Raw genomic sequence first — 18,799 nt, 5'->3', positions numbered from 1 at the left:
ACGCCATGCGCGCCGGCTACTGGCCTTCAGCCTGCTTTGACTGAATTGCCGTCAGGGCAATGGTGTAGACGATATCATCCACCAGCGCACCGCGCGACAGGTCGTTAACCGGCTTGCGCATCCCCTGCAGCATCGGGCCGATAGAGATCAGATCTGCCGAGCGCTGCACCGCTTTGTAGGTGGTATTGCCCGTGTTGAGATCCGGGAAGATGAACACCGTGGCGCGACCGGCCACCTGCGAGTTGGGCGCTTTGGATTTCGCCACGTCTTCCATGATCGCCGCGTCGTACTGCAGGGGGCCATCGATCACCAGGTCCGGACGTTTCTCCTGCGCGAGGCGGGTGGCTTCGCGCACTTTCTCAACGTCGCTGCCGGCACCGGAATTACCGGTGGAGTAGGAGATCATCGCAACCCGCGGCTCAATGCCAAACGCGGTGGCGGAATCCGCTGACTGAATGGCGATTTCGGCCAGCTGTTCGGCGGTGGGATCCGGGTTGATGGCGCAGTCGCCGTACACCAGCACCTGCTCGGGCAGCAGCATAAAGAACACCGACGAAACCAGCGAGCTGCCGGGCGCGGTTTTAATCAGCTGCAGCGGCGGGCGAATGGTGTTAGCGGTGGTGTGGACCGCGCCGGAGACCAGCCCATCCACTTCGCCGCGCTCCAGCATCAGGGTACCGAGCACCACGTTGTCTTCCAGCTGCTCCTGGGCGACCACTTCGGTCATGCCTTTGCTTTTACGCAGTTCGACCAGGCGCGGGACATAGTGCTGACGGACCACCGTCGGATCGATGATCTCTACGCCGGCGCCGAGCTCGACGCCCTGTGCGGCGGCAACGCGCTGAATCTCATCCGGATTGCCCAGCAGCACGCAGGTGGCAATGCCGCGCTCGGCGCAAATCGCCGCCGCTTTGACCGTCCGCGGTTCGTCGCCTTCCGGCAGGACGATACGCTTGCGGGCCGCGCGGGCCAGCTCGGTCAGCTGGTAGCGGAACGCCGGCGGCGACAGGCGACGGCTGCGCTCGGAGGCGGCGCTCAGCGAATCAATCCACCCGGCGTCAATGTGGCTGGCAACGTACTCCTGCACTTTTTCAATGCGCTGCGTATCGTCGGTCGGTACTTCCAGATTGAAGCTCTGCAGGCTGAGCGACGTTTGCCAGGTGTTGGTGTTGACCATAAACACCGGCAGGCCGGTCTGGAAGGCGCGTTCGCACAGTTTCTGAATCGGCGGATCGATTTCGTAGCCGCCGGTCAGCAGGATCGCACCAATCTCCAGCCCGTTCATCGCCGCCAGGCAGGCGGCGACCAGCACGTCAGGCCGGTCGGCCGAGGTCACCAGCAGCGATCCGGGGCGAAAATGCTCCAGCATATGCGGCAGGCTGCGGGCGCAGAAGGTGACGGATTTTACCCGACGGGTGGCGATATCCCCTTCATTAATGACGCGCGCGTTCAGGTGGCGACTCATGTCAATGGCGCGGGTGGCAATCAGTTCAAAGCTCCACGGCACGCAGCCGAGCACCGGCAGCGGGCTGTTGGCAAACAGCTGTTTCGGATCGACGTTGGCGATGCTGGCTTTGGTGGAATCATCAAAGATTTCTGACAGATCCGGGCGGGTACGGCCCTGATCGTCAACCGGCGCATTGAGCTTGTTGATGATCACGCCGGTGATGTTTTTGTTTTTGCTGCCGCCGAAGCTGCTGCGCACCAGCTCAATCCGCTCTTTCAACTGATCCGGCGAGTCGTTGCCCAGCGCCATCACGAAGACGATCTCGGCGTTCAGGGTTTTGGCAATTTCATAGTTCAGCGCGTTGGCAAACTGATGTTTTCGCGTAGGCACTAAGCCTTCCACCAGCACCACTTCGGCGTCGTGCGCGCTGCTGTGGTAGTTGGCAATGATGGCTTCCATCAGCACATCCTGCTGATTGGATCCCAGCAGCGACTCCACGTAGCCCATCTGCAGCGGTTCAGCGGTGGAGATGGTGGAGTTGCGGCGGATAATGCTGGTGGTTTGATCCGGCGCATCGTCGCCGCTGCGCGGTTGGGCGATCGGTTTGAACACGCTCAGGCGCACGCCCTTGCGTTCCATCGCGCGGATAACTCCCAGGCTGACGCTGGTCAGGCCAACGCTGGTGCCGGTTGGAATGAGCATTATGGTTCGGGACACAATAAACCTCTTAAGCGTGGGGCAGGGTCAACGGCGCGCTGCCCCTCTGTCGGAAACGCCCCGGCCGGAAAACGCATCGCTGGCCGGGGCGAGGTGATTACGCGGTCAGGCGCGCAGCGTCCTGGGCAATCACCCACTCTTCATTGGTGGGAATCACCAGCACCGGACGGCTACCTTCGCGGTTGATGAAACCCGCTTTGCCGAAGCGGGCGGCCAGGTTGCGTTCGGCATCGACGGCAATGTCCAGCAGGCCGAGCTGCTTCAGCGTCAGTTCGCGCACCAGCGCCGAGTTTTCGCCAATACCGCCGGTGAAGACGACCGCGTCCAGACGCCCCTCCATCAGCGCGCTGTAGCTGCCGATGTATTTCGCCAGGCGGTGGCAGAACACGTCCATGGCGCGTCGGGCGTCAGCCTCGCTGGCATAATGATCTTCCACATAGCGGCAATCGCTGGTCACTTCGGTCAGGCCAAGCAGACCGGACTCTTTGGTCAGCATCGTGTTGATCGCATCGACGCTCATGCCCAGCGCGTCATGCAGGTGGAACACGATAGCCGGATCGATATCGCCGCTGCGGGTACCCATCACCAGCCCTTCCAGCGGCGTCAGGCCCATCGACGTATCGACGCACTCACCGTTGCGGATTGCGGTGACCGAGCCGCCGTTGCCGAGGTGGCAGGTGATCACGTTGAGCTGTTCCACCGGCTGGTTCAGCATGCGGGCCGCCTCGCGTGAGACGTAGAAGTGGCTGGTACCGTGCGCACCGTAGCGGCGGATACCGTGCTCGCTGTAGAGACGGTAGGGCAGGGCGTACAGGTAGGACGATTCCGGCATCGTTTGATGGAAAGCCGTATCAAAAACGGCGACATTTTTATCTGCCAGCAGCGGAAAGTTTTTCAGGGCTTCATCAATGCCAATCAGGTGAGCCGGATTGTGCAGCGGTGCAAACGAGGCGGCATCTTTGATGCCCTGCAGCACTTCCGCGTCGATGATGGCAGACTGGGTGAACGCTTCGCCACCGTGGACAATGCGATGGCCTATTGCAGCGATTTGTGCTGACAACTCAGGTTTTTGTGCCAGAATATCGTTAACAATAAAGTGCAGCGCTTCGCTGTGGGCCGCACCGGCGCCGAGAGCCGATTCGTGTTTGCTGCCATCGCATTTCCATTTGATCCGCGCCTCGGGCAGATGAAAACATTCGGCCAGCCCGGAGAGAAATTCGTCACCGCTGGCGGGATCGATGATGGCAAACTTGAGCGAGGAGCTCCCGCAGTTCAGAACCAGTACTAACTTACTCGACATGAAAAGTCCTGTTGTTGAAAGTGGCTAAAAATAAATCAATCCGCTTATCAGCGTAGCGCATAACAGCGGGGATATTTATGATTCACGTCATCGCAGTCAGAATTTTGTGTACGGGGGCGAAGAAAGGTCTTGTAGCGGACCGTTTCTTTGCGGTTGACTACGTGAATTACGGTTGGAAACGCGCTGTGTCGCCGGTGTCGACAGCAAGCCCGGGCCGCCTAAAACGCGCTCAGCATAACCACAGTCACCCTTAAAGACAAAAGGTTTTGAATCAAGTTAAGTAAAGTTGTCGCATTACTCATTTTGTTTATTTTTTATTACATAAGTTGAGGTCAGCCATGGCGAATAACGACTTCGGTTCCGTGGGCTGGTTTGGCCTGTTCCAGCGCGGGCAGCACTACATGAAGAGCTGGCCGAATGATAAGCGTCTGGCACCGGTTTTTCCGGAAAACCGCATCACCACCGCGACCCGCTTTGCCATTCGCCTGATGCCGCCGCTGGCCATTTTTACGCTCAGCTGGCAAATCGCGCTGGGCGGTCAGCTGGGGCCGGCGATTGCCACCGCGCTGTTCGCCTGCAGCCTGCCGATGCAGGGGCTGTGGTGGCTGGGCAAGCGTTCGATAACCCCGCTGCCGCCGACGTTGCTGCAGTGGTTTCATGAGGTGCGCGCCCGGCTGGCCGAGTCGGGGCAGGCGATTGCCCCGGTAGAGGGCAAGCCCACTTATCAGGCGCTGGCCGATCTGCTGAAGCGGGCCTTTAAGCAGCTGGATAAAACTTTCCTCGACGATCTGTGATGTCTTGCAGGCAGCGCCGCAGCCCCGCCCGGCGGTGCGCTGTGACTGTTCCCGCGGCGGCCGCTGTGGCACACTGATCCGGGCTCAATCAACGAACGGGAGCGGCGCGTGGCGCATCGGGGATTCTTATTTGATTTAGATGGGACGCTGGTTGATTCACTGGCGATGGTAGAGCAGGCCTGGGTGGCGTGGGGCGCCCGACGGGGACTGGAGGCCGACACGCTGCTGGCGTTCATCCACGGCAAGCCGGCGATGGCCTCGCTGCGCCATTTTATGGCCGGCTGCAGCGAAGAGGCGATCCAGCAGCAGTTTCTCGCGCTGGAAGAGACTGAAGCGGCGGCCGTCGAGGGCATCGTCGCTCTGCCGGGCGCGCTGGCCTTGCTCAACAGCCTGGACGCGCAGGGCATTCCGTGGGGGATCGTGACCTCCGGCAGCGTGCCGGTGGCCCGGGCGCGCCACCGGGCCGCGGCATTACCCGAGCCGGCGATATGGGTTACCGCCGGGGATATTACCTGCGGCAAACCGCATCCTGAGCCCTATCTGCTGGGAGCAACGCGGTTGCAGCTGCCGCCCGAAGCGTGCGTGGTGGTTGAGGATGCCGCCGCGGGGATTGCCTCCGCGCTGGACGCCGGCTGCTACGTGGCGGGCGTTAACGTACCGGCAGAAGCCGCGCGGCGGGGTGAACTGCCGCTGCTGCTTAACTCTCTGGCCCAGCTGACGGTGCGCCGCCGCCCAGACGGAAGCGTAGCGCTGACGGTTGCGCCCCCCCGCTGAGTGTCGTGAGGATCACAGCGGTGAGTCCTGAGAAATCTCATCCAGCGACAGGGTGAAGCTCGGGACAAACACCGCCATAAAGTAGTCCATTTCTGGCGAGCGACGCTGTGTCAGGGTTTTTTCCAGACGCGCTTTTGCCAGGCGGAATTCATTATTACCGGCGGAGAGCTCCTCCAGACACTTAAGATAGGCGCACAGGGCATCCGCCTGTTTTACCAGCGCGGTCTCCTCCGCGCTGTGATACTTCTCGTCGAGCAGCGGTCGCCACGCGTTCTGTAGCGTCTCGGGCAGCATTTCCACCAGTTTCTGCTGAGCGATCTGCTCAATTTTTTTATATTCGTGAGCAATTTGCGCGTTGAAATATTTCACCGGCGTTGGCAGATCGCCGGTGAGCACTTCGCTGGCATCGTGATACATGGCCATCAGTGCGATGCGCTCCGCATTCAGTTCACCGCCAAACTGTTGGTTTTTAATCACCGCCAGCGCGTGGGCAACCAGGGCGACCTGCAGGCTGTGCTCCGAGACGTTCTCCGTGCGCACGTTGCGCATCAGCGGCCAGCGGTTTATCAGCTTCAGGCGGGACAGGTGGGCAAAAAAATGGCTCTCGGTCATGGGAACGGCGGATTCCTTACAGCGGGTGGCGACGCCGCAGCGCCGTCAGAGTGACAACCGGCCTCCCCGCGCAGGGCAGGGAGGCGACGGTCCTCAGTATAGCGCGGCGATCAGGCCTGACGATAGCCTTCGAGAAAGCGGCCAAATTTTTGGATTGCCATGTCGAGTTCGTCAACCCGCGGCAGCGTAACGATACGAACGTGATCCGGCCACGGCCAGTTAAAGGCGGTTCCCTGCACCAGCAGCACTTTCTCCTGCAGCAGGAAGTCGAGCACCATTTTCTGATCGTCGTGCAGGTTAAACTTCTTCGGATCAATGCGCGGGAACATATACAGCGCACCGTCCGGCTTCACGCAGCTGACGCCGGGAATATCGTTGATCAGTTCCCACGCCCGCTGGCGCTGTTCATACAGCCGGCCACCGGGAACGATAAATTCGCTGATGCTTTGATAGCCCCCCAGTGCGGTCTGGATGGCGTGCTGCGCCGGCACGTTGGCGCACAGGCGCATGGAGGCGAGCATTTCCAGGCCTTCAATATAGCTTTTGGCATGGTGTTTCGGTCCGCTAAGCACCATCCAGCCCTGGCGAAATCCGGCCACGCGGTAGGTCTTTGACAGGCCATTGAAGGTGATGGTCAGGACGTCCGGTGCGAGAGCAGCGATCGAATGATGCTGCGCGGCGTCATACAGAATTTTGTCGTAAATCTCGTCGGCAAAGATGATCAGGTTGTGCTGGCGCGCGATCTCAACAATCTCCATCAGCAGCGCCTGACTGTAAACGGCACCGGTGGGGTTGTTGGGGTTGATTATCACAATCCCGCGGGTGCGCGGGGTGATTTTGCTGCGGATATCGGCGAGGTCCGGAAACCAGCCGGCGGACTCGTCGCACAGGTAGTGCACGGCGTTACCGCCCGAGAGAGAGACCGCCGCGGTCCATAGCGGGTAGTCCGGCGCCGGAACCAGAATGTCATCGCCGCTGTTCAGCAGGGCCTGCATCGACTGCACAATCAGCTCAGACACGCCGTTACCAATATAGATATCTTCGACGGTGACATCACGCAGGCCGCGCGCCTGATAGTGCTGCATGATCGCTTTGCGCGCAGAATAGAGCCCTTTCGAGTCGCAGTATCCCTGAGCGCTGGGCAGATTCCGAATCACGTCCACCAGAATTTCATCAGGGGCCTCAAAGCCGAACGGAGCCGGATTGCCGATGTTGAGCTTGAGGACTTTATTACCTTCTTCTTCCAGCCGTTTGGCTTCTTTCAGCACCGGGCCGCGGATGTCATAACAGACGTTGTCCAGCTTGCTGGATTTTTCAATCAGGGGGAGGGTCATCAGTATCGCCTTTGACTTGTGGTGTATTCCTGCCGTGGAATCGAAACCCGCCTAATGTACTCCTCTGGTCAGGGGTTTTGAAGGGCTGCGCCAGGCTTTGGTGCTTCTACAGGTTTTTCTTCCCCTGACCAGCGATTGATGTATGGATTGCTCAATAAAGCAAGCTAATGTTCTGAATTAATGGTGTTTAAAAAAATAATAATCTGTCTTTGCGCGTGATGCCGCCGCGGCGGCATCACCGGTCGCGTCGTGCCGCGGTGTGGTTCGATCGGTGCACGGTGAAACAGTTAATCATAGCTTACAAAAAAAGGCCGGCGATATCGCGAACCACCGGCGCGGATAGCGCTGTGGGACTTGCGTCTTATTCTTATCTGGCGTCTGAATTTTATCCCATCCCGGTCAGTACCCATCAATTTTATCTCGAGATATGTAAATTCCTGCGACATGGCCAATAAAATCCTGCTTTACTGAAAAGAATCCGGTCGGAAAGGCTTAAAAAGTAGCCGCCAGTGTGGCAGGATAGAGAGCAGTAGCATTGTCGGAGTGTAGGGCAGTTTTCGCTAAAAATTCGACTGGCAAATTAAGTCGGTTTTAATTAAGTTTTGTTTAATATTTTGCCGGGTAATTGCAGCATACTGATAATTGATTTTACGCCGAAACCATCGCCTTACCTTCTCATTATCCCGCCGTATAGCGGGCGCTGTCCTCCCGCTATCTGCGTCACGCTGCACCTGCGTGGCTAATGGATTAATCCGTCGCGTTTTCGTCACTGTGTAGTGACCGCGCGACGATAACGCGCCGGGGCCACGGTCTGTTGCCGTTGGCAACGGCGCGGGCGGGGATGACAACCAGCATTGCCGCATGCCCGCCCAACCGGCGGCGGGCGGCGCAACCCATCGGTCACCGTTGTGACCGCGGGGAAACACCAGGGTAGTAGTTGTTAAAAATCTTATAAAGTGAAGAACATAATATGACTAACGCAAATCGTCCGATCCTGAACCTTGACCTCGATCTGCTCAGAACGTTTGTCGCGGTTGCTGACCTCAACACCTTTGCCGCCGCCGCCGCCGCGGTGTGCCGTACCCAGTCTGCCGTCAGCCAGCAGATGCAGCGCCTCGAGCAGCTGGTGGGCAAAGAGCTGTTTGCCCGCCATGGTCGTAATAAACTGCTGACCGAGCACGGCATTCAGCTGCTGGGCTATGCCCGCAAAATTTTGCGCTTTAACGATGAGGCCTGTACGTCGCTGATGTACAGCAATGTTCAGGGGGTACTGACAATCGGGGCTTCAGATGACACGTCGGATACCATCCTGCCGTTCCTGCTCAATCGCGTCACCTCGGTCTACCCCAAGCTGGCGATCGACGTGCGGGTGAAACGCCAGCCCTTCATGATGGAAATGTTGCATCAAAATGAAGTCGATCTGGTGGTCACCACCTCCAGCCCGGGACACTTTACCTCGCAGGTGCTGCGGACTTCACCGACGCTGTGGTACTGCGCCGCCGACTATATTTTCCAACCGGGAGAAGCGATTCCGCTGGTGCTGCTGGACGAACCCAGCCCGTATCGCGATATGGCCATCGATCACCTGAACGAGGCGGGGATCCCCTGGCGCATCTCCTATGTGGCCTCCACGCTGGCCGCCGTGCGCGCCGCGGTCAAAGCCGGTCTGGGCGTTACCGCGCGTCCGGTAGAGATGATGAGTCCCGAGCTGCGGGTAATGGGAGCAGTGGAAGGCCTGCCGGTACTGCCCGACACGGAGTATCTGCTGTGTCGCAACCCGGAAAGCGACAACGAGCTGGCCATCGCCATTTTTAACGCAATGGAAGCCAGCAACGATCCCTATAACCTGTCGCTCACGCCGCAGGAAAACGCCTTTGAAGATGAAGAAGAGTAACGGATATCCGGCGCCTGACGCTTTTCGATCGAGGTGAGCAGGATATAAACCGGAACAAAAACGCTTTTTGTTGTGTTAACACGGCAAAAGGCGTTTTTTTTTGCCTATGCTTAAAGCCGGTGAGCCGGAACGGTGGTGACCGGCGGCGTCAGCGGCCCTGCGCTCGGCCCGGTAGGGAGGTCAGGCTTTTTTTTTGCGCGAATCGCGCGAATAAAAAGCAGCAAGACACCGGAAGGGGGGTGGTTGTTTTTTAACCAAAAAGGCCTGAAGTGTGTGCCAGATCAAAAAAATAACCCTGTAAAGGTACAGGAAAAGCCGTGTGATCCTGTCAAAATACCTGCGCTGTGGACACATTTCAGCGGGGGCGTAAAGCCTGCCTGGCATCCTGCTGGTGAGTAACTGACTCGATTTAGCCTGGTTTTCAGGCACCATATGTTAATAAAATGATGCGGGTGTAAAATAGTGTGTGGATACTTTTGTCAAAGTTGACAAAAGGTTATAGAAAGGAGTAAAAAACCCCATAAAATTGCTGCTTAAACAGAATAACAGTAGCGTTTATACGGTTTTTTATCCTTCCCTTCAATCGATGTGGTGTGGAACTGCCAGAACATAATTACAGCAGGACGCATAGCGCCACTTTTGATGAGTAAGCAGAGAGTATGTCAACAACCACAGAAGTCATCGCTCATCACTGGGCATTCGCTGTATTTTTGGTCGTCGCCGTGGGTATGTGCTGCGCGATGTTGGCGGGAGCATGGTTTTTAGGCGGTCGCGCCCGCGGACGTTACAAAAATACCCCCTTCGAGTCCGGCGCTGCGCCGGTGGGTACGACAAAATTACGCCTGTCTGCCAAGTTCTATCTGGTCGCCATGTTCTTCGTCATTTTTGACGTAGAAGCCCTCTATTTGTATGCGTGGTCAGCCTCTATCCGCGAAAGCGGCTGGGTGGGCTTCGCAGAAGCCGCTATTTTCATTTTGGTGCTGTTAGCCGGACTGGTTTACCTCGCGCGTATTGGCGCGCTGGACTGGACGCCGGTGCGTTCGCGCCGCGTCGTGGTGAAATCCCCCGGTTCGCACACCAACCATCATACGCAGTAAAAGCGAGGCATTCAGATGGACTATACGCTCACCCGCATAGACCCGAACGGTGGTGAGAACGACCGTTACCCCCTACAAAAACAGGAGATCGTGACCGATCCTCTGGAGCAGCATGTTCACCGCAGTGTGTATATGGGGAAACTCGAACACGCGCTGCATGACATGGTGAACTGGGGCCGTAAAAATTCCCTGTGGCCGTATAACTTCGGCCTTTCCTGCTGTTACGTGGAGATGACCACTGCCTTTACCGCCGTGCACGACGTGGCGCGTTTTGGTTCTGAGGTATTACGTGCCTCGCCGCGTCAGGCAGACTTTATGGTGGTGGCGGGAACCTGCTTTACCAAAATGGCGCCGGTGATTCAGCGGCTGTATGACCAGATGCTGGAGCCAAAGTGGGTGATCTCAATGGGCGCGTGCGCCAACTCGGGCGGGATGTACGACATCTACTCGGTGGTGCAGGGCGTGGATAAATTCCTGCCGGTCGATGTGTATATTCCCGGCTGCCCGCCGCGTCCGGAGGCCTATATGCAGGCGCTGTTGCTGCTGCGGGAGTCGATTGGCAAAGAGCGTCGCCCGCTCTCCTGGGTCGTCGGCGATCAGGGCGTTTATCGCGCGAACATGCAGTCCGAGCGCGAACGTAAACGCGAAGAGCGCATCGCGGTGACCAACCTCCGTACCCCTGATGAAGTGTAATTAATCCGTTTCGGGGCGCCACCCGATTCATCGCGCAAAAAGAGCACAATTTATGCGGTGAAGCGCGCCCCGACGCCAACGACGTTGCGCCTGTCTGCAGGCCAGAATGGTGAGTAATTTATGACTGATTTGAACGCGCAAGAGCTCGCTCAGCCAGCATGGCAAACCCGCGATCATCTGGATGACCCGGTGATCGGTGAGCTGCGTAATCGCTTTGGACCTGACGCCTTTACGGTACAGGCTACCCGCACCGGGATCCCCGTGGTCTGGATCAAGCGCGAACAGCTGCTGGAGATCATGACCTTCCTGCGTAAAGCGCCAAAACCCTATGTGATGCTGTATGATCTGCATGGCATGGACGAGCGTCTTCGCACCCACCGCAACGGCTTGCCAGCGGCGGACTTTTCTGTTTTCTACCACCTGCTGTCCATTGAACGCAATCGCGACATTATGCTCAAGGTGGCATTGTCCGAAAACGATCTGAACTTGCCCACTCTGACCAAACTGTTTCCGAATGCCAACTGGTATGAGCGTGAGACCTGGGAAATGTTCGGCATCACCTTTACCGGTCACCCGCATCTGACCCGCATTATGATGCCGCAGACCTGGGAAGGGCATCCGCTGCGTAAGGACTACCCGGCGCGCGCCACCGAATTCGATCCTTATGTGCTGACCAAGCAGAAAGAGGATCTGGAGATGGAGGCGATGACCTTCAATCCGAAAGCCTGGGGCATGAAACGCGGCACGGCCAATGAAGACTTTATGTTCCTCAACCTCGGGCCGAACCACCCGTCAGCGCACGGGGCTTTCCGCATCATTCTGCAGCTCGATGGCGAGGAGATCGTCGACTGCGTGCCGGACGTGGGCTATCACCACCGCGGCGCGGAAAAAATGGGTGAGCGCCAGTCCTGGCACAGCTACATTCCGTATACCGACCGTATCGAATACCTCGGCGGCTGCGTCAATGAGATGCCCTACGTGCTGGCGGTAGAGAAGCTGGCGGGCATCGTGGTGCCGGATCGCGTTAACGTGATCCGCGTGATGCTCTCCGAGCTGTTCCGCATCAACAGCCACCTGCTGTATATCTCGACCTTTATTCAGGACGTCGGCGCGATGACCCCGGTGTTCTTCGCCTTTACCGATCGTCAGAAAATTTATGACGTGGTGGAAGCGATCACCGGCTTCCGTATGCACCCGGCGTGGTTCCGCATCGGCGGCGTAGCACACGATCTGCCGAAGGGCTGGGAGCGGCTGCTGCGCGAGTTCCTCAACTGGCTGCCTAAGCGCCTGAAAGAGTATGAAACTGCCGCGCTGAAAAATAGCGTGCTGATTGGCCGCTCGAAGGGCGTTGCGGCGTACAACCAGCAGGAAGCGCTGGCCTGGGGCACCACCGGTGCCGGCCTGCGTGCCACCGGTCTGGATTTTGACGTGCGAAAATGGCGTCCTTATTCCGGATACGAAAACTTCGACTTTGAGATCCCGGTCGGCGACGGCATCAGCGATGCTTACTCGCGCGTCATGTTGAAAATGGAAGAGATGCGCCAGAGCCTGCGTATTCTTGAGCAGTGCCTTAACAATATGCCGGAAGGCCCGTTCAAGGCGGATCATCCGCTGACTACGCCGCCGCCAAAAGAGCGTACGCTGCAGCATATTGAAACGCTGATTACCCACTTCCTGCAGGTGTCGTGGGGACCGGTGATGCCCGCCAACGAATCATTCCAGATGATCGAGGCGACGAAGGGAATTAACAGTTACTACCTGACCAGCGATGGCAGCACCATGAGCTATCGCACCCGCGTGCGGACGCCCAGCTTCCCGCACCTGCAGCAGATCCCTTCGGTGATCAACGGCTGCCTGGTATCCGACCTGATCGTATACCTCGGTAGTATCGATTTTGTAATGTCAGATGTGGACCGCTAACTATGCACGATCAACGTATTGCGATTGAAACGATCGATGACAGTGAGGCTTTCGTGCTCAGCGCGGCAGAACGTGATGCCATCGAACACGAAAAGCACCATTATGAAGACGCACGCGCCGCCTCGATTGAGGCGTTGAAGATCGTGCAGAAGCAGCGCGGTTGGGTACCCGATGGCGCTATTCACGCCATTGCCGAGGTACTGGGGATCCCCGCCAGCGACGTTGAGGGCGTGGCCACCTTTTACAGCCAGATTTTTCGCCAGCCGGTGGGGCGTCACGTGATTCGCTACTGCGACAGCGTGGTGTGCCACATCACCGGTTATCAGGGCATTCAGGCGGCGCTGGAGCAGCAGCTGAAGATCAAACCGGGCCAGACTACCGGTGACGGTCGCTTTACTCTGCTGCCGACCTGTTGCCTCGGCAACTGCGATAAGGGTCCGTCCATGATGATTGACGAAGATACCCACGTCCACCTGACCCCGGATGGCATCGCGACTTTACTGGAGCAGTATCAATGACAGCCAAACAGATCATTCGTACTGCGGAGACCCATCCACTGACCTGGCGTATGCGTGACGACCAGCAGCCGGTTTTTTTCGATGAGTACCGCAGCAAAAACGGCTATGCCGGGGCGGAAAAGGCGTTAAAAGGCATGGCGCCTGACGAAATCGTCAATCTGGTGAAAGATGCCGGATTAAAAGGCCGCGGCGGGGCGGGCTTCTCCACCGGCCTGAAATGGAGCCTGATGCCAAAAGATGAATCCATGAACATCCGTTACCTGCTGTGTAACGCTGATGAGATGGAGCCGGGCACCTATAAAGACCGCTTGCTGATGGAGCAGATGCCGCATCAGCTGGTAGAAGGGATGCTGATCAGCGCCTTCGCGCTGAAAGCCTACCGCGGCTACATCTTCCTGCGTGGCGAATATATTGAAGCGGCGGTGCACCTGCGCCGCGCGATTGAAGAAGCAAAAGCCGCCGGCTTCCTCGGTAAAAACATTCTCGGTACCGGGTTTGATTTTGAGCTGTTTGTGCATACCGGTGCCGGCCGCTACATCTGCGGCGAAGAGACCGCGCTGATCAACTCGCTCGAAGGACGCCGCGCCAATCCGCGCTCCAAGCCGCCGTTCCCGGCCAGTGCCGGCGTATGGGGTAAGCCAACCTGCGTGAACAACGTGGAGACCCTCTCTAACGTCCCGGCTATCCTCGCCCACGGCGTGGAGTGGTACAAAGGCCTGTCGAAGAGCGACGATGCCGGCACCAAAATGATGGGCTTCTCCGGTCGGGTGAAAAACCCCGGCGTTTGGGAGCTGCCTTTTGGTATCACCGCCCGTGAGATCCTCGAAGATTATGCCGGCGGCATGCGCGATGGCCTGAAATTTAAAGCCTGGCAGCCCGGCGGGGCAGGGACCGACTTTCTGACCGAGCAGCACCTCGATCTGCCCATGGAATTTGCCAGCATCGGTAAAGCGGGCAGCCGTCTGGGCACGGCGCTGGCGATGGCGGTTGACCACGAGATCAACATGGTATCACTGGTGCGCAACCTGGAAGAGTTCTTTGCCCGCGAGTCCTGCGGCTGGTGCACGCCGTGCCGCGATGGCCTGCCGTGGAGCGTGAAGATTTTGCGCGCGCTGGAGCGCGGCGAGGGGCAGCCGGGCGATATCGAAACCTTGCAGCAGCTCTGCCGTCAGCTCGGCCCGGGTAAAACCTTCTGCGCACACGCGCCGGGTGCCGTTGAGCCGCTGCAAAGCGCCATTAAATATTTCCGTGAAGAGTTTGAAGCCGGTATCGCCCCGCAGACGTTGAGCAACGCCCGCGCGATTGGCGGTATTCAGCCTAACCTGCTGAAAGCCCGCTGGTAACCGCGCCGCAGCCAGTGGGCTGCGGGCTACGGAACAGAAAAAGCATTGTGTTTAACGCCCGCTGCAAGGCGGGCCTTACGGAAGCATGTTCACTATGGCTACAATCCATGTAGACGGTAAAGAGTATGAAGTGAACGGGGCGGATAACCTGCTTGAAGCATGTCTCTCCCTCGGCCTTGATATTCCTTATTTCTGCTGGCATCCGGCGCTGGGGAGCGTCGGTGCCTGCCGCCAGTGCGCGGTGAAGCAGTATCAAAATGCCGAAGATACCCGTGGGCGTCTGGTCATGTCCTGCATGACTCCGGCCTCTGACGGCACCTTCATCTCTATCGATGATGGCGAAGCGCGCGAGTTTCGTGAAAGCGTGGTCGAGTGGCTGATGACCAACCATCCGCACGACTGCCCGGTGTGCGAAGAGGGCGGTAACTGTCACCTGCAGGATATGACGGTGATGACCGGCCACAGCTTCCGCCGCTATCGCTTTACTAAACGTACCCACCGTAACCAGGAACTGGGGCCGTTCATCTCGCATGAAATGAACCGCTGTATCGCCTGTTATCGCTGCGTGCGTTATTACAAAGATTACGCTGATGGCACCGACCTGGGCGTATACGGCGCGCACGACAACGTCTACTTCGGCCGTCCGGAAGATGGCACGCTGGAGAGCGAGTTCTCCGGTAACCTGGTCGAAATTTGTCCGACCGGGGTGTTCACCGACAAAACCCACTCCGCGCGCTACAACCGTAAATGGGATATGCAATTCGCCCCGAGCATCTGCCAGCAGTGCAGCGTCGGCTGTAACACCAGCCCGGGCGAGCGCTACGGAGAGCTGCGCCGCATCGAAAACCGCTATAACGGCTCGGTAAACCACTATTTCCTCTGCGACCGTGGCCGCTTTGGCTACGGCTACGTCAACCTTGCGGACCGCCCACGTCAGCCGCAGGCCCGTCGCGGAGACGACCGGGTGGCGCTCAATGCCGAGCAGGCGATGCAGGGGGCGGCGGATGTGCTGCGTCAGGCAAACAAAATCATTGGTATCGGGTCGCCGCGCGCCAGCCTCGAAAGCAACTACGCGCTGCGGACGCTGGTCGGGCCCGAGAATTTTTCAACCGGTCTGCCGGCAAATGAGCAGGCGCAGCTGACGCTGATGCTGCAGGTGCTGCGCGATGGAGGCATCCATACGCCGGCGCTGCGCGAGATGGAAAGCTATGACGCCGTGCTGGTGCTGGGCGAAGATCTGACGCAGGTCGGCGCGCGCATCGCGCTGGCGGTGCGCCAGGCGGTGAAGGGCAAGGCCCGCGACATGGCCGCCGCGCAGAAAGTGGCGGACTGGCAGATCGCCGCGATCATGAATATCGGTCAGCACGCTAAACATCCGCTGTTTGTCACCCACGTCGACAGTACGCGCCTTGATGATATCGCCGCGTGGAGCTACCGCGCTCCGGTGGAGGATCAGGCGCGTCTCGGCTTCGCTATCGCCCATGCGCTGGACGATAGCGCGCCGGCGGTCAGCGGCATCAGTCGCGAACTGGCGGGCAAAATCGACGTGGTAGTGCAGGCGCTGGCCGGGGCGAAAAAGCCGCTGATCATCTCCGGTACCCACTCCGGTTCAACCGCGATGATTGAGGCCGCGGCCAACGTTGCCAAAGCCTTAAAAGGCCGCGGTGCCGACGTAGGTATCAGCCTGATTGCCGATGCGGTTAACAGCGTTGGCCTCGGAATGATCGGCGGGAAAACGCTGGATGAGGCGCTGGATGAGCTGGCGAGCGGTGCGGCGGACGCGGTGATTGTGATGGAGAACGATCTCTATCGCCAGGCGCCGGCGGCGCGCGTCGACGCGGCGTTAAAACACACCCCGAATGTGATTGTTCTCGATCATCAACGCACGGACACCAGCGATAAAGCGGGTCTGGTGCTCTCTGCCGCCAGCTTTGCTGAAAGTGACGGCACGGTGATCAACCAGGAGGGACGCGCCCAGCGCTACTTCCAGGTGTACGATCCGGCCTTCTACAATCCCCAGGTTCAGGTACTGGAAAGCTGGCGCTGGCTGCACTCGCTGCACAGCACGGTCGAGAGTCGCGAAATGGACTGGACCCAGCTTGACCACGTGATTGATGCCTGCATCGCGGCGTTGCCGCAGCTGGCGGCGATCAAGGACGCGGCGCCGGATGCCACGTTCCGCATTCGCGGTCAGAAGCTGGCACGTTCACCGCACCGCTCCAGCGGCCGTACCGCCATGCGCGCGAATATCAGCGTGCATGAACCGCGGCAGACGCAGGATCGCGACACCATGTTCGCGTTCTCGATGGAAGGGAACAACCAGCCGGAAGCGCCGCGCTCGCAGATTCCGTTTGCCTGGGCACCGGGCTGGAACTCCCCGCAGGCGTGGAACAAATTCCAGGCTGAAGTGGGCGGCCACCTGCGCAATGGCGATCCGGGCGTGCGCCTGTTTGAAGCCGGCACCGGCCAGCTGGACTGGTTCAGCGGGATCCCTGAGGCATTTGTCGGCGGCGAGCGCTGGCGAGTGGCGCCGTGTTTCACCCTGTTCGGCAGCGAGGAGCTCTCGCAGCGCGCGCCGGTGATGCAGAGCCGCATGCCGCAGCCGTACGCTGTCGTCAATCCGGTCGATGCGGCCAGACTGGGGGTCAACGCGGACAGCCAGTTGACGCTGCGCGCCGCCGGGCTGACGCTTTCTCTGCCGGTTCGCCTGTCGGATGCGCTGCAGGCAGGACAGGTCGGACTGCCGCTGGGGATGCCGGGCGTTCCGCCGTATCTGGCCGGCGTCACCCTTGATTCCCTGCAGGAGGCTGCGCAATGAGTTGGTTAACACCCGAGGTAATCGACAGTCTGATTGCCGTGCTGAAAGCGATCGTTATTCTGCTGGTGGTGGTTATCTGCGGCGCCTTTATGTCGTTTGGCGAGCGCCGCCTGCTGGGGCTGTTCCAGAACCGCTACGGACCCAACCGGGTCGGCTGGGGCGGTTCGCTCCAGCTGGTGGCGGACATGATCAAAATGTTCTTTAAAGAGGACTGGATCCCGCCGTTTACCGACCGGGTGATCTTCACCCTGGCGCCGATGATTGCCTTTACTTCGCTGCTGCTGGCGTTTGCGATTGTGCCGATCACCCCAAACTGGGGCGTGGCTGACCTGAACATCGGGCTGCTGTTTTTCCTGATGATGGCCGGCCTGGCGGTATACGCCGTGCTGTTTGCCGGCTGGTCGAGCAATAACAAATATGCGCTGCTCGGCGCGATGCGCGCCTCGGCGCAGACCCTGAGCTACGAAGTGTTTCTCGGCCTGTCGCTGATGGGCGTGGTTGCGCAGGCGGGCAGCTTCAACATGGTGGACATCGTCAACAGTCAGGCACATCTGTGGAACATCATTCCGCAGTTCTTTGGCTTCCTGACCTTCGCTATTGCCGGCGTCGCGGTCTGCCACCGCCATCCGTTTGACCAGCCGGAAGCCGAGCAGGAGCTGGCGGACGGTTACCATATCGAATATGCCGGGATGAAGTTCGGTCTGTTCTTCGTCGGTGAATATATCGGTATCGTCACGGTGTCTGCGCTGATCGTTACGCTGTTCTTTGGCGGCTGGCACGGCCCGTGGCTGCCACCGTTCGTCTGGTTTGCGCTGAAGACGGCGTTCTTCATGATGATGTTCATCCTGATTCGTGCTGCGTTGCCGCGTCCACGTTATGACCAGGTTATGTCCTTCGGCTGGAAAGTGTGTCTGCCGTTGACGCTGTTGAACCTGCTGGCGACCGCCGCAGTGATTCTGTACAACGCGCAGTAAAGGGGTTAGCAAAATGACGTTAAAAGATATTGTCGTTGGGTTTGGCACGACAGTACGCAGTATCTGGATGATTGGGATGCACGCGTTTGCCAAGCGTGAAACCCAGATGTATCCGGAGGAACCCGTTTATCTGCCGCCGCGCTATCGCGGACGGATCGTACTGACGCGCGATCCGGACGGCCAGGAGCGCTGCGTGGCCTGTAATCTCTGCGCCGTAGCCTGCCCGGTGGGGTGTATTTCGCTGCAAAAAGCCGAAATGCAGGATGGCCGCTGGTATCCGGAGTTCTTCCGCATCAACTTCTCGCGCTGCATCTTCTGTGGACTGTGTGAAGAGGCCTGTCCGACCACCGCTATCCAGCTGACCCCGGATTTTGAACTGGGTGAATTTAAGCGTCAGGATCTGGTGTACGAAAAAGAGGACCTGCTGATCTCCGGTCCGGGTAAATACCCGGAGTATAACTTTTACCGGATGGCGGGGATGGCGATCGACGGAAAAGACAAGGGCGACGCGGAAAGCGAAGCGAAACCGATCGACGTCAAAGGCTTGTTACCTTAAGGAGCCAG

At 58.8% G+C, this 18,799-nt stretch carries 15 protein-coding genes; 11 read left to right on the top strand and 4 right to left on the bottom strand.

The features are described from left to right. Positions 1–16: 16 nt before the first annotated feature. Entirely contained in the window at positions 17–2,164 is a 2,148-nt protein-coding gene (gene pta / locus BS626_RS05150; RefSeq protein ID WP_075181325.1) for a phosphate acetyltransferase, read from the bottom strand. Positions 2,165–2,261: 97 nt separating this feature from the next. After that, on the bottom strand, positions 2,262–3,464 hold the full coding sequence (gene ackA, locus BS626_RS05145) for an acetate kinase (RefSeq protein ID WP_075181324.1): 1,203 nt from the start codon (positions 3,462–3,464) through the stop codon (positions 2,262–2,264). A gap of 338 nt (positions 3,465–3,802) precedes the next feature. On the opposite strand from ackA, the gene yfbV reads away from it, so the two are divergent. Further along, the gene (gene yfbV / locus BS626_RS05140) at positions 3,803–4,258 is read left to right on the top strand and encodes a terminus macrodomain insulation protein YfbV (RefSeq protein WP_075181323.1); all 456 of its coding nucleotides are present in this window, start codon (positions 3,803–3,805) and stop codon (positions 4,256–4,258) included. Between the two features lie 108 nt (positions 4,259–4,366). Next, entirely contained in the window at positions 4,367–5,032 is a 666-nt protein-coding gene (locus BS626_RS05135) for a sugar phosphatase (RefSeq protein ID WP_075181322.1), read from the top strand. A gap of 12 nt (positions 5,033–5,044) precedes the next feature. Here the strand turns inward: BS626_RS05135 and yfbR are convergent, their stop codons facing one another. Next, positions 5,045–5,644: a 5'-deoxynucleotidase gene (gene yfbR / locus BS626_RS05130; protein ID WP_075181321.1), complete on the bottom strand. Its 600-nt coding sequence runs from the start codon at positions 5,642–5,644 to the stop codon at positions 5,045–5,047. 110 nt (positions 5,645–5,754) lie between these two features. Next, entirely contained in the window at positions 5,755–6,978 is a 1,224-nt protein-coding gene (locus tag BS626_RS05125) for a pyridoxal phosphate-dependent aminotransferase (RefSeq protein ID WP_075181320.1), read from the bottom strand. 970 nt (positions 6,979–7,948) lie between these two features. Between BS626_RS05125 and lrhA the strand changes: the two genes are divergently transcribed. The 9 genes from lrhA to nuoI all read left to right on the top strand — a co-directional run bounded on the left by lrhA (position 7,949) and on the right by nuoI (position 18,791). Further along, positions 7,949–8,872: a transcriptional regulator LrhA gene (lrhA, locus tag BS626_RS05120; protein ID WP_075181319.1), complete on the top strand. Its 924-nt coding sequence runs from the start codon at positions 7,949–7,951 to the stop codon at positions 8,870–8,872. A 659-nt stretch (positions 8,873–9,531) separates the two neighbouring features. Next, positions 9,532–9,969: an NADH-quinone oxidoreductase subunit A gene (locus BS626_RS05115; protein WP_075181318.1), complete on the top strand. Its 438-nt coding sequence runs from the start codon at positions 9,532–9,534 to the stop codon at positions 9,967–9,969. Positions 9,970–9,984: 15 nt separating this feature from the next. After that, complete coding sequence (locus BS626_RS05110) at positions 9,985–10,662, top strand: NADH-quinone oxidoreductase subunit B family protein (protein WP_075181317.1); 678 nt, start codon at positions 9,985–9,987, stop codon at positions 10,660–10,662. A gap of 120 nt (positions 10,663–10,782) precedes the next feature. Continuing rightward, positions 10,783–12,582 (top strand): NADH-quinone oxidoreductase subunit C/D, encoded by a 1,800-nt coding sequence (gene nuoC / locus BS626_RS05105; RefSeq protein ID WP_075181316.1) that lies wholly within the window; start codon positions 10,783–10,785, stop codon positions 12,580–12,582. 2 nt (positions 12,583–12,584) lie between these two features. After that, positions 12,585–13,100, top strand: a complete 516-nt coding sequence (gene nuoE, locus BS626_RS05100) for an NADH-quinone oxidoreductase subunit NuoE (RefSeq protein WP_075181315.1) — start codon at positions 12,585–12,587, stop codon at positions 13,098–13,100. Then, positions 13,097–14,443 (top strand): NADH-quinone oxidoreductase subunit NuoF, encoded by a 1,347-nt coding sequence (nuoF, locus tag BS626_RS05095; protein WP_075181314.1) that lies wholly within the window; start codon positions 13,097–13,099, stop codon positions 14,441–14,443. Before nuoE ends, nuoF begins: the two co-directional genes overlap by 4 nt. 94 nt (positions 14,444–14,537) lie before the next feature. Continuing rightward, entirely contained in the window at positions 14,538–17,261 is a 2,724-nt protein-coding gene (gene nuoG / locus BS626_RS05090) for an NADH-quinone oxidoreductase subunit NuoG (protein WP_075181313.1), read from the top strand. Further along, a complete protein-coding gene (gene nuoH, locus BS626_RS05085; RefSeq protein ID WP_075181312.1) occupies positions 17,258–18,235 on the top strand; it encodes an NADH-quinone oxidoreductase subunit NuoH in 978 nt (325 codons plus the stop codon). The genes nuoG and nuoH overlap by 4 nt, the downstream gene beginning before the upstream one ends. Before the next feature lie 13 nt (positions 18,236–18,248). Beyond that, positions 18,249–18,791 carry an NADH-quinone oxidoreductase subunit NuoI gene (gene nuoI, locus BS626_RS05080; RefSeq protein ID WP_075181311.1) on the top strand — a complete coding sequence of 181 codons (543 nt, stop codon included), beginning with the start codon at positions 18,249–18,251 and terminating at the stop codon, positions 18,789–18,791. The last annotated feature ends 8 nt before the right edge of the window (positions 18,792–18,799 follow it).

The organism is Pantoea sp. 1.19 (genome assembly GCF_001922585.1).
GTDB lineage: Bacteria > Pseudomonadota > Gammaproteobacteria > Enterobacterales > Enterobacteriaceae > 1-19.
The sequence above is the reverse complement of the archived record's forward strand: the minus strand, read 5'-3'. Positions and strand labels throughout refer to the sequence as shown.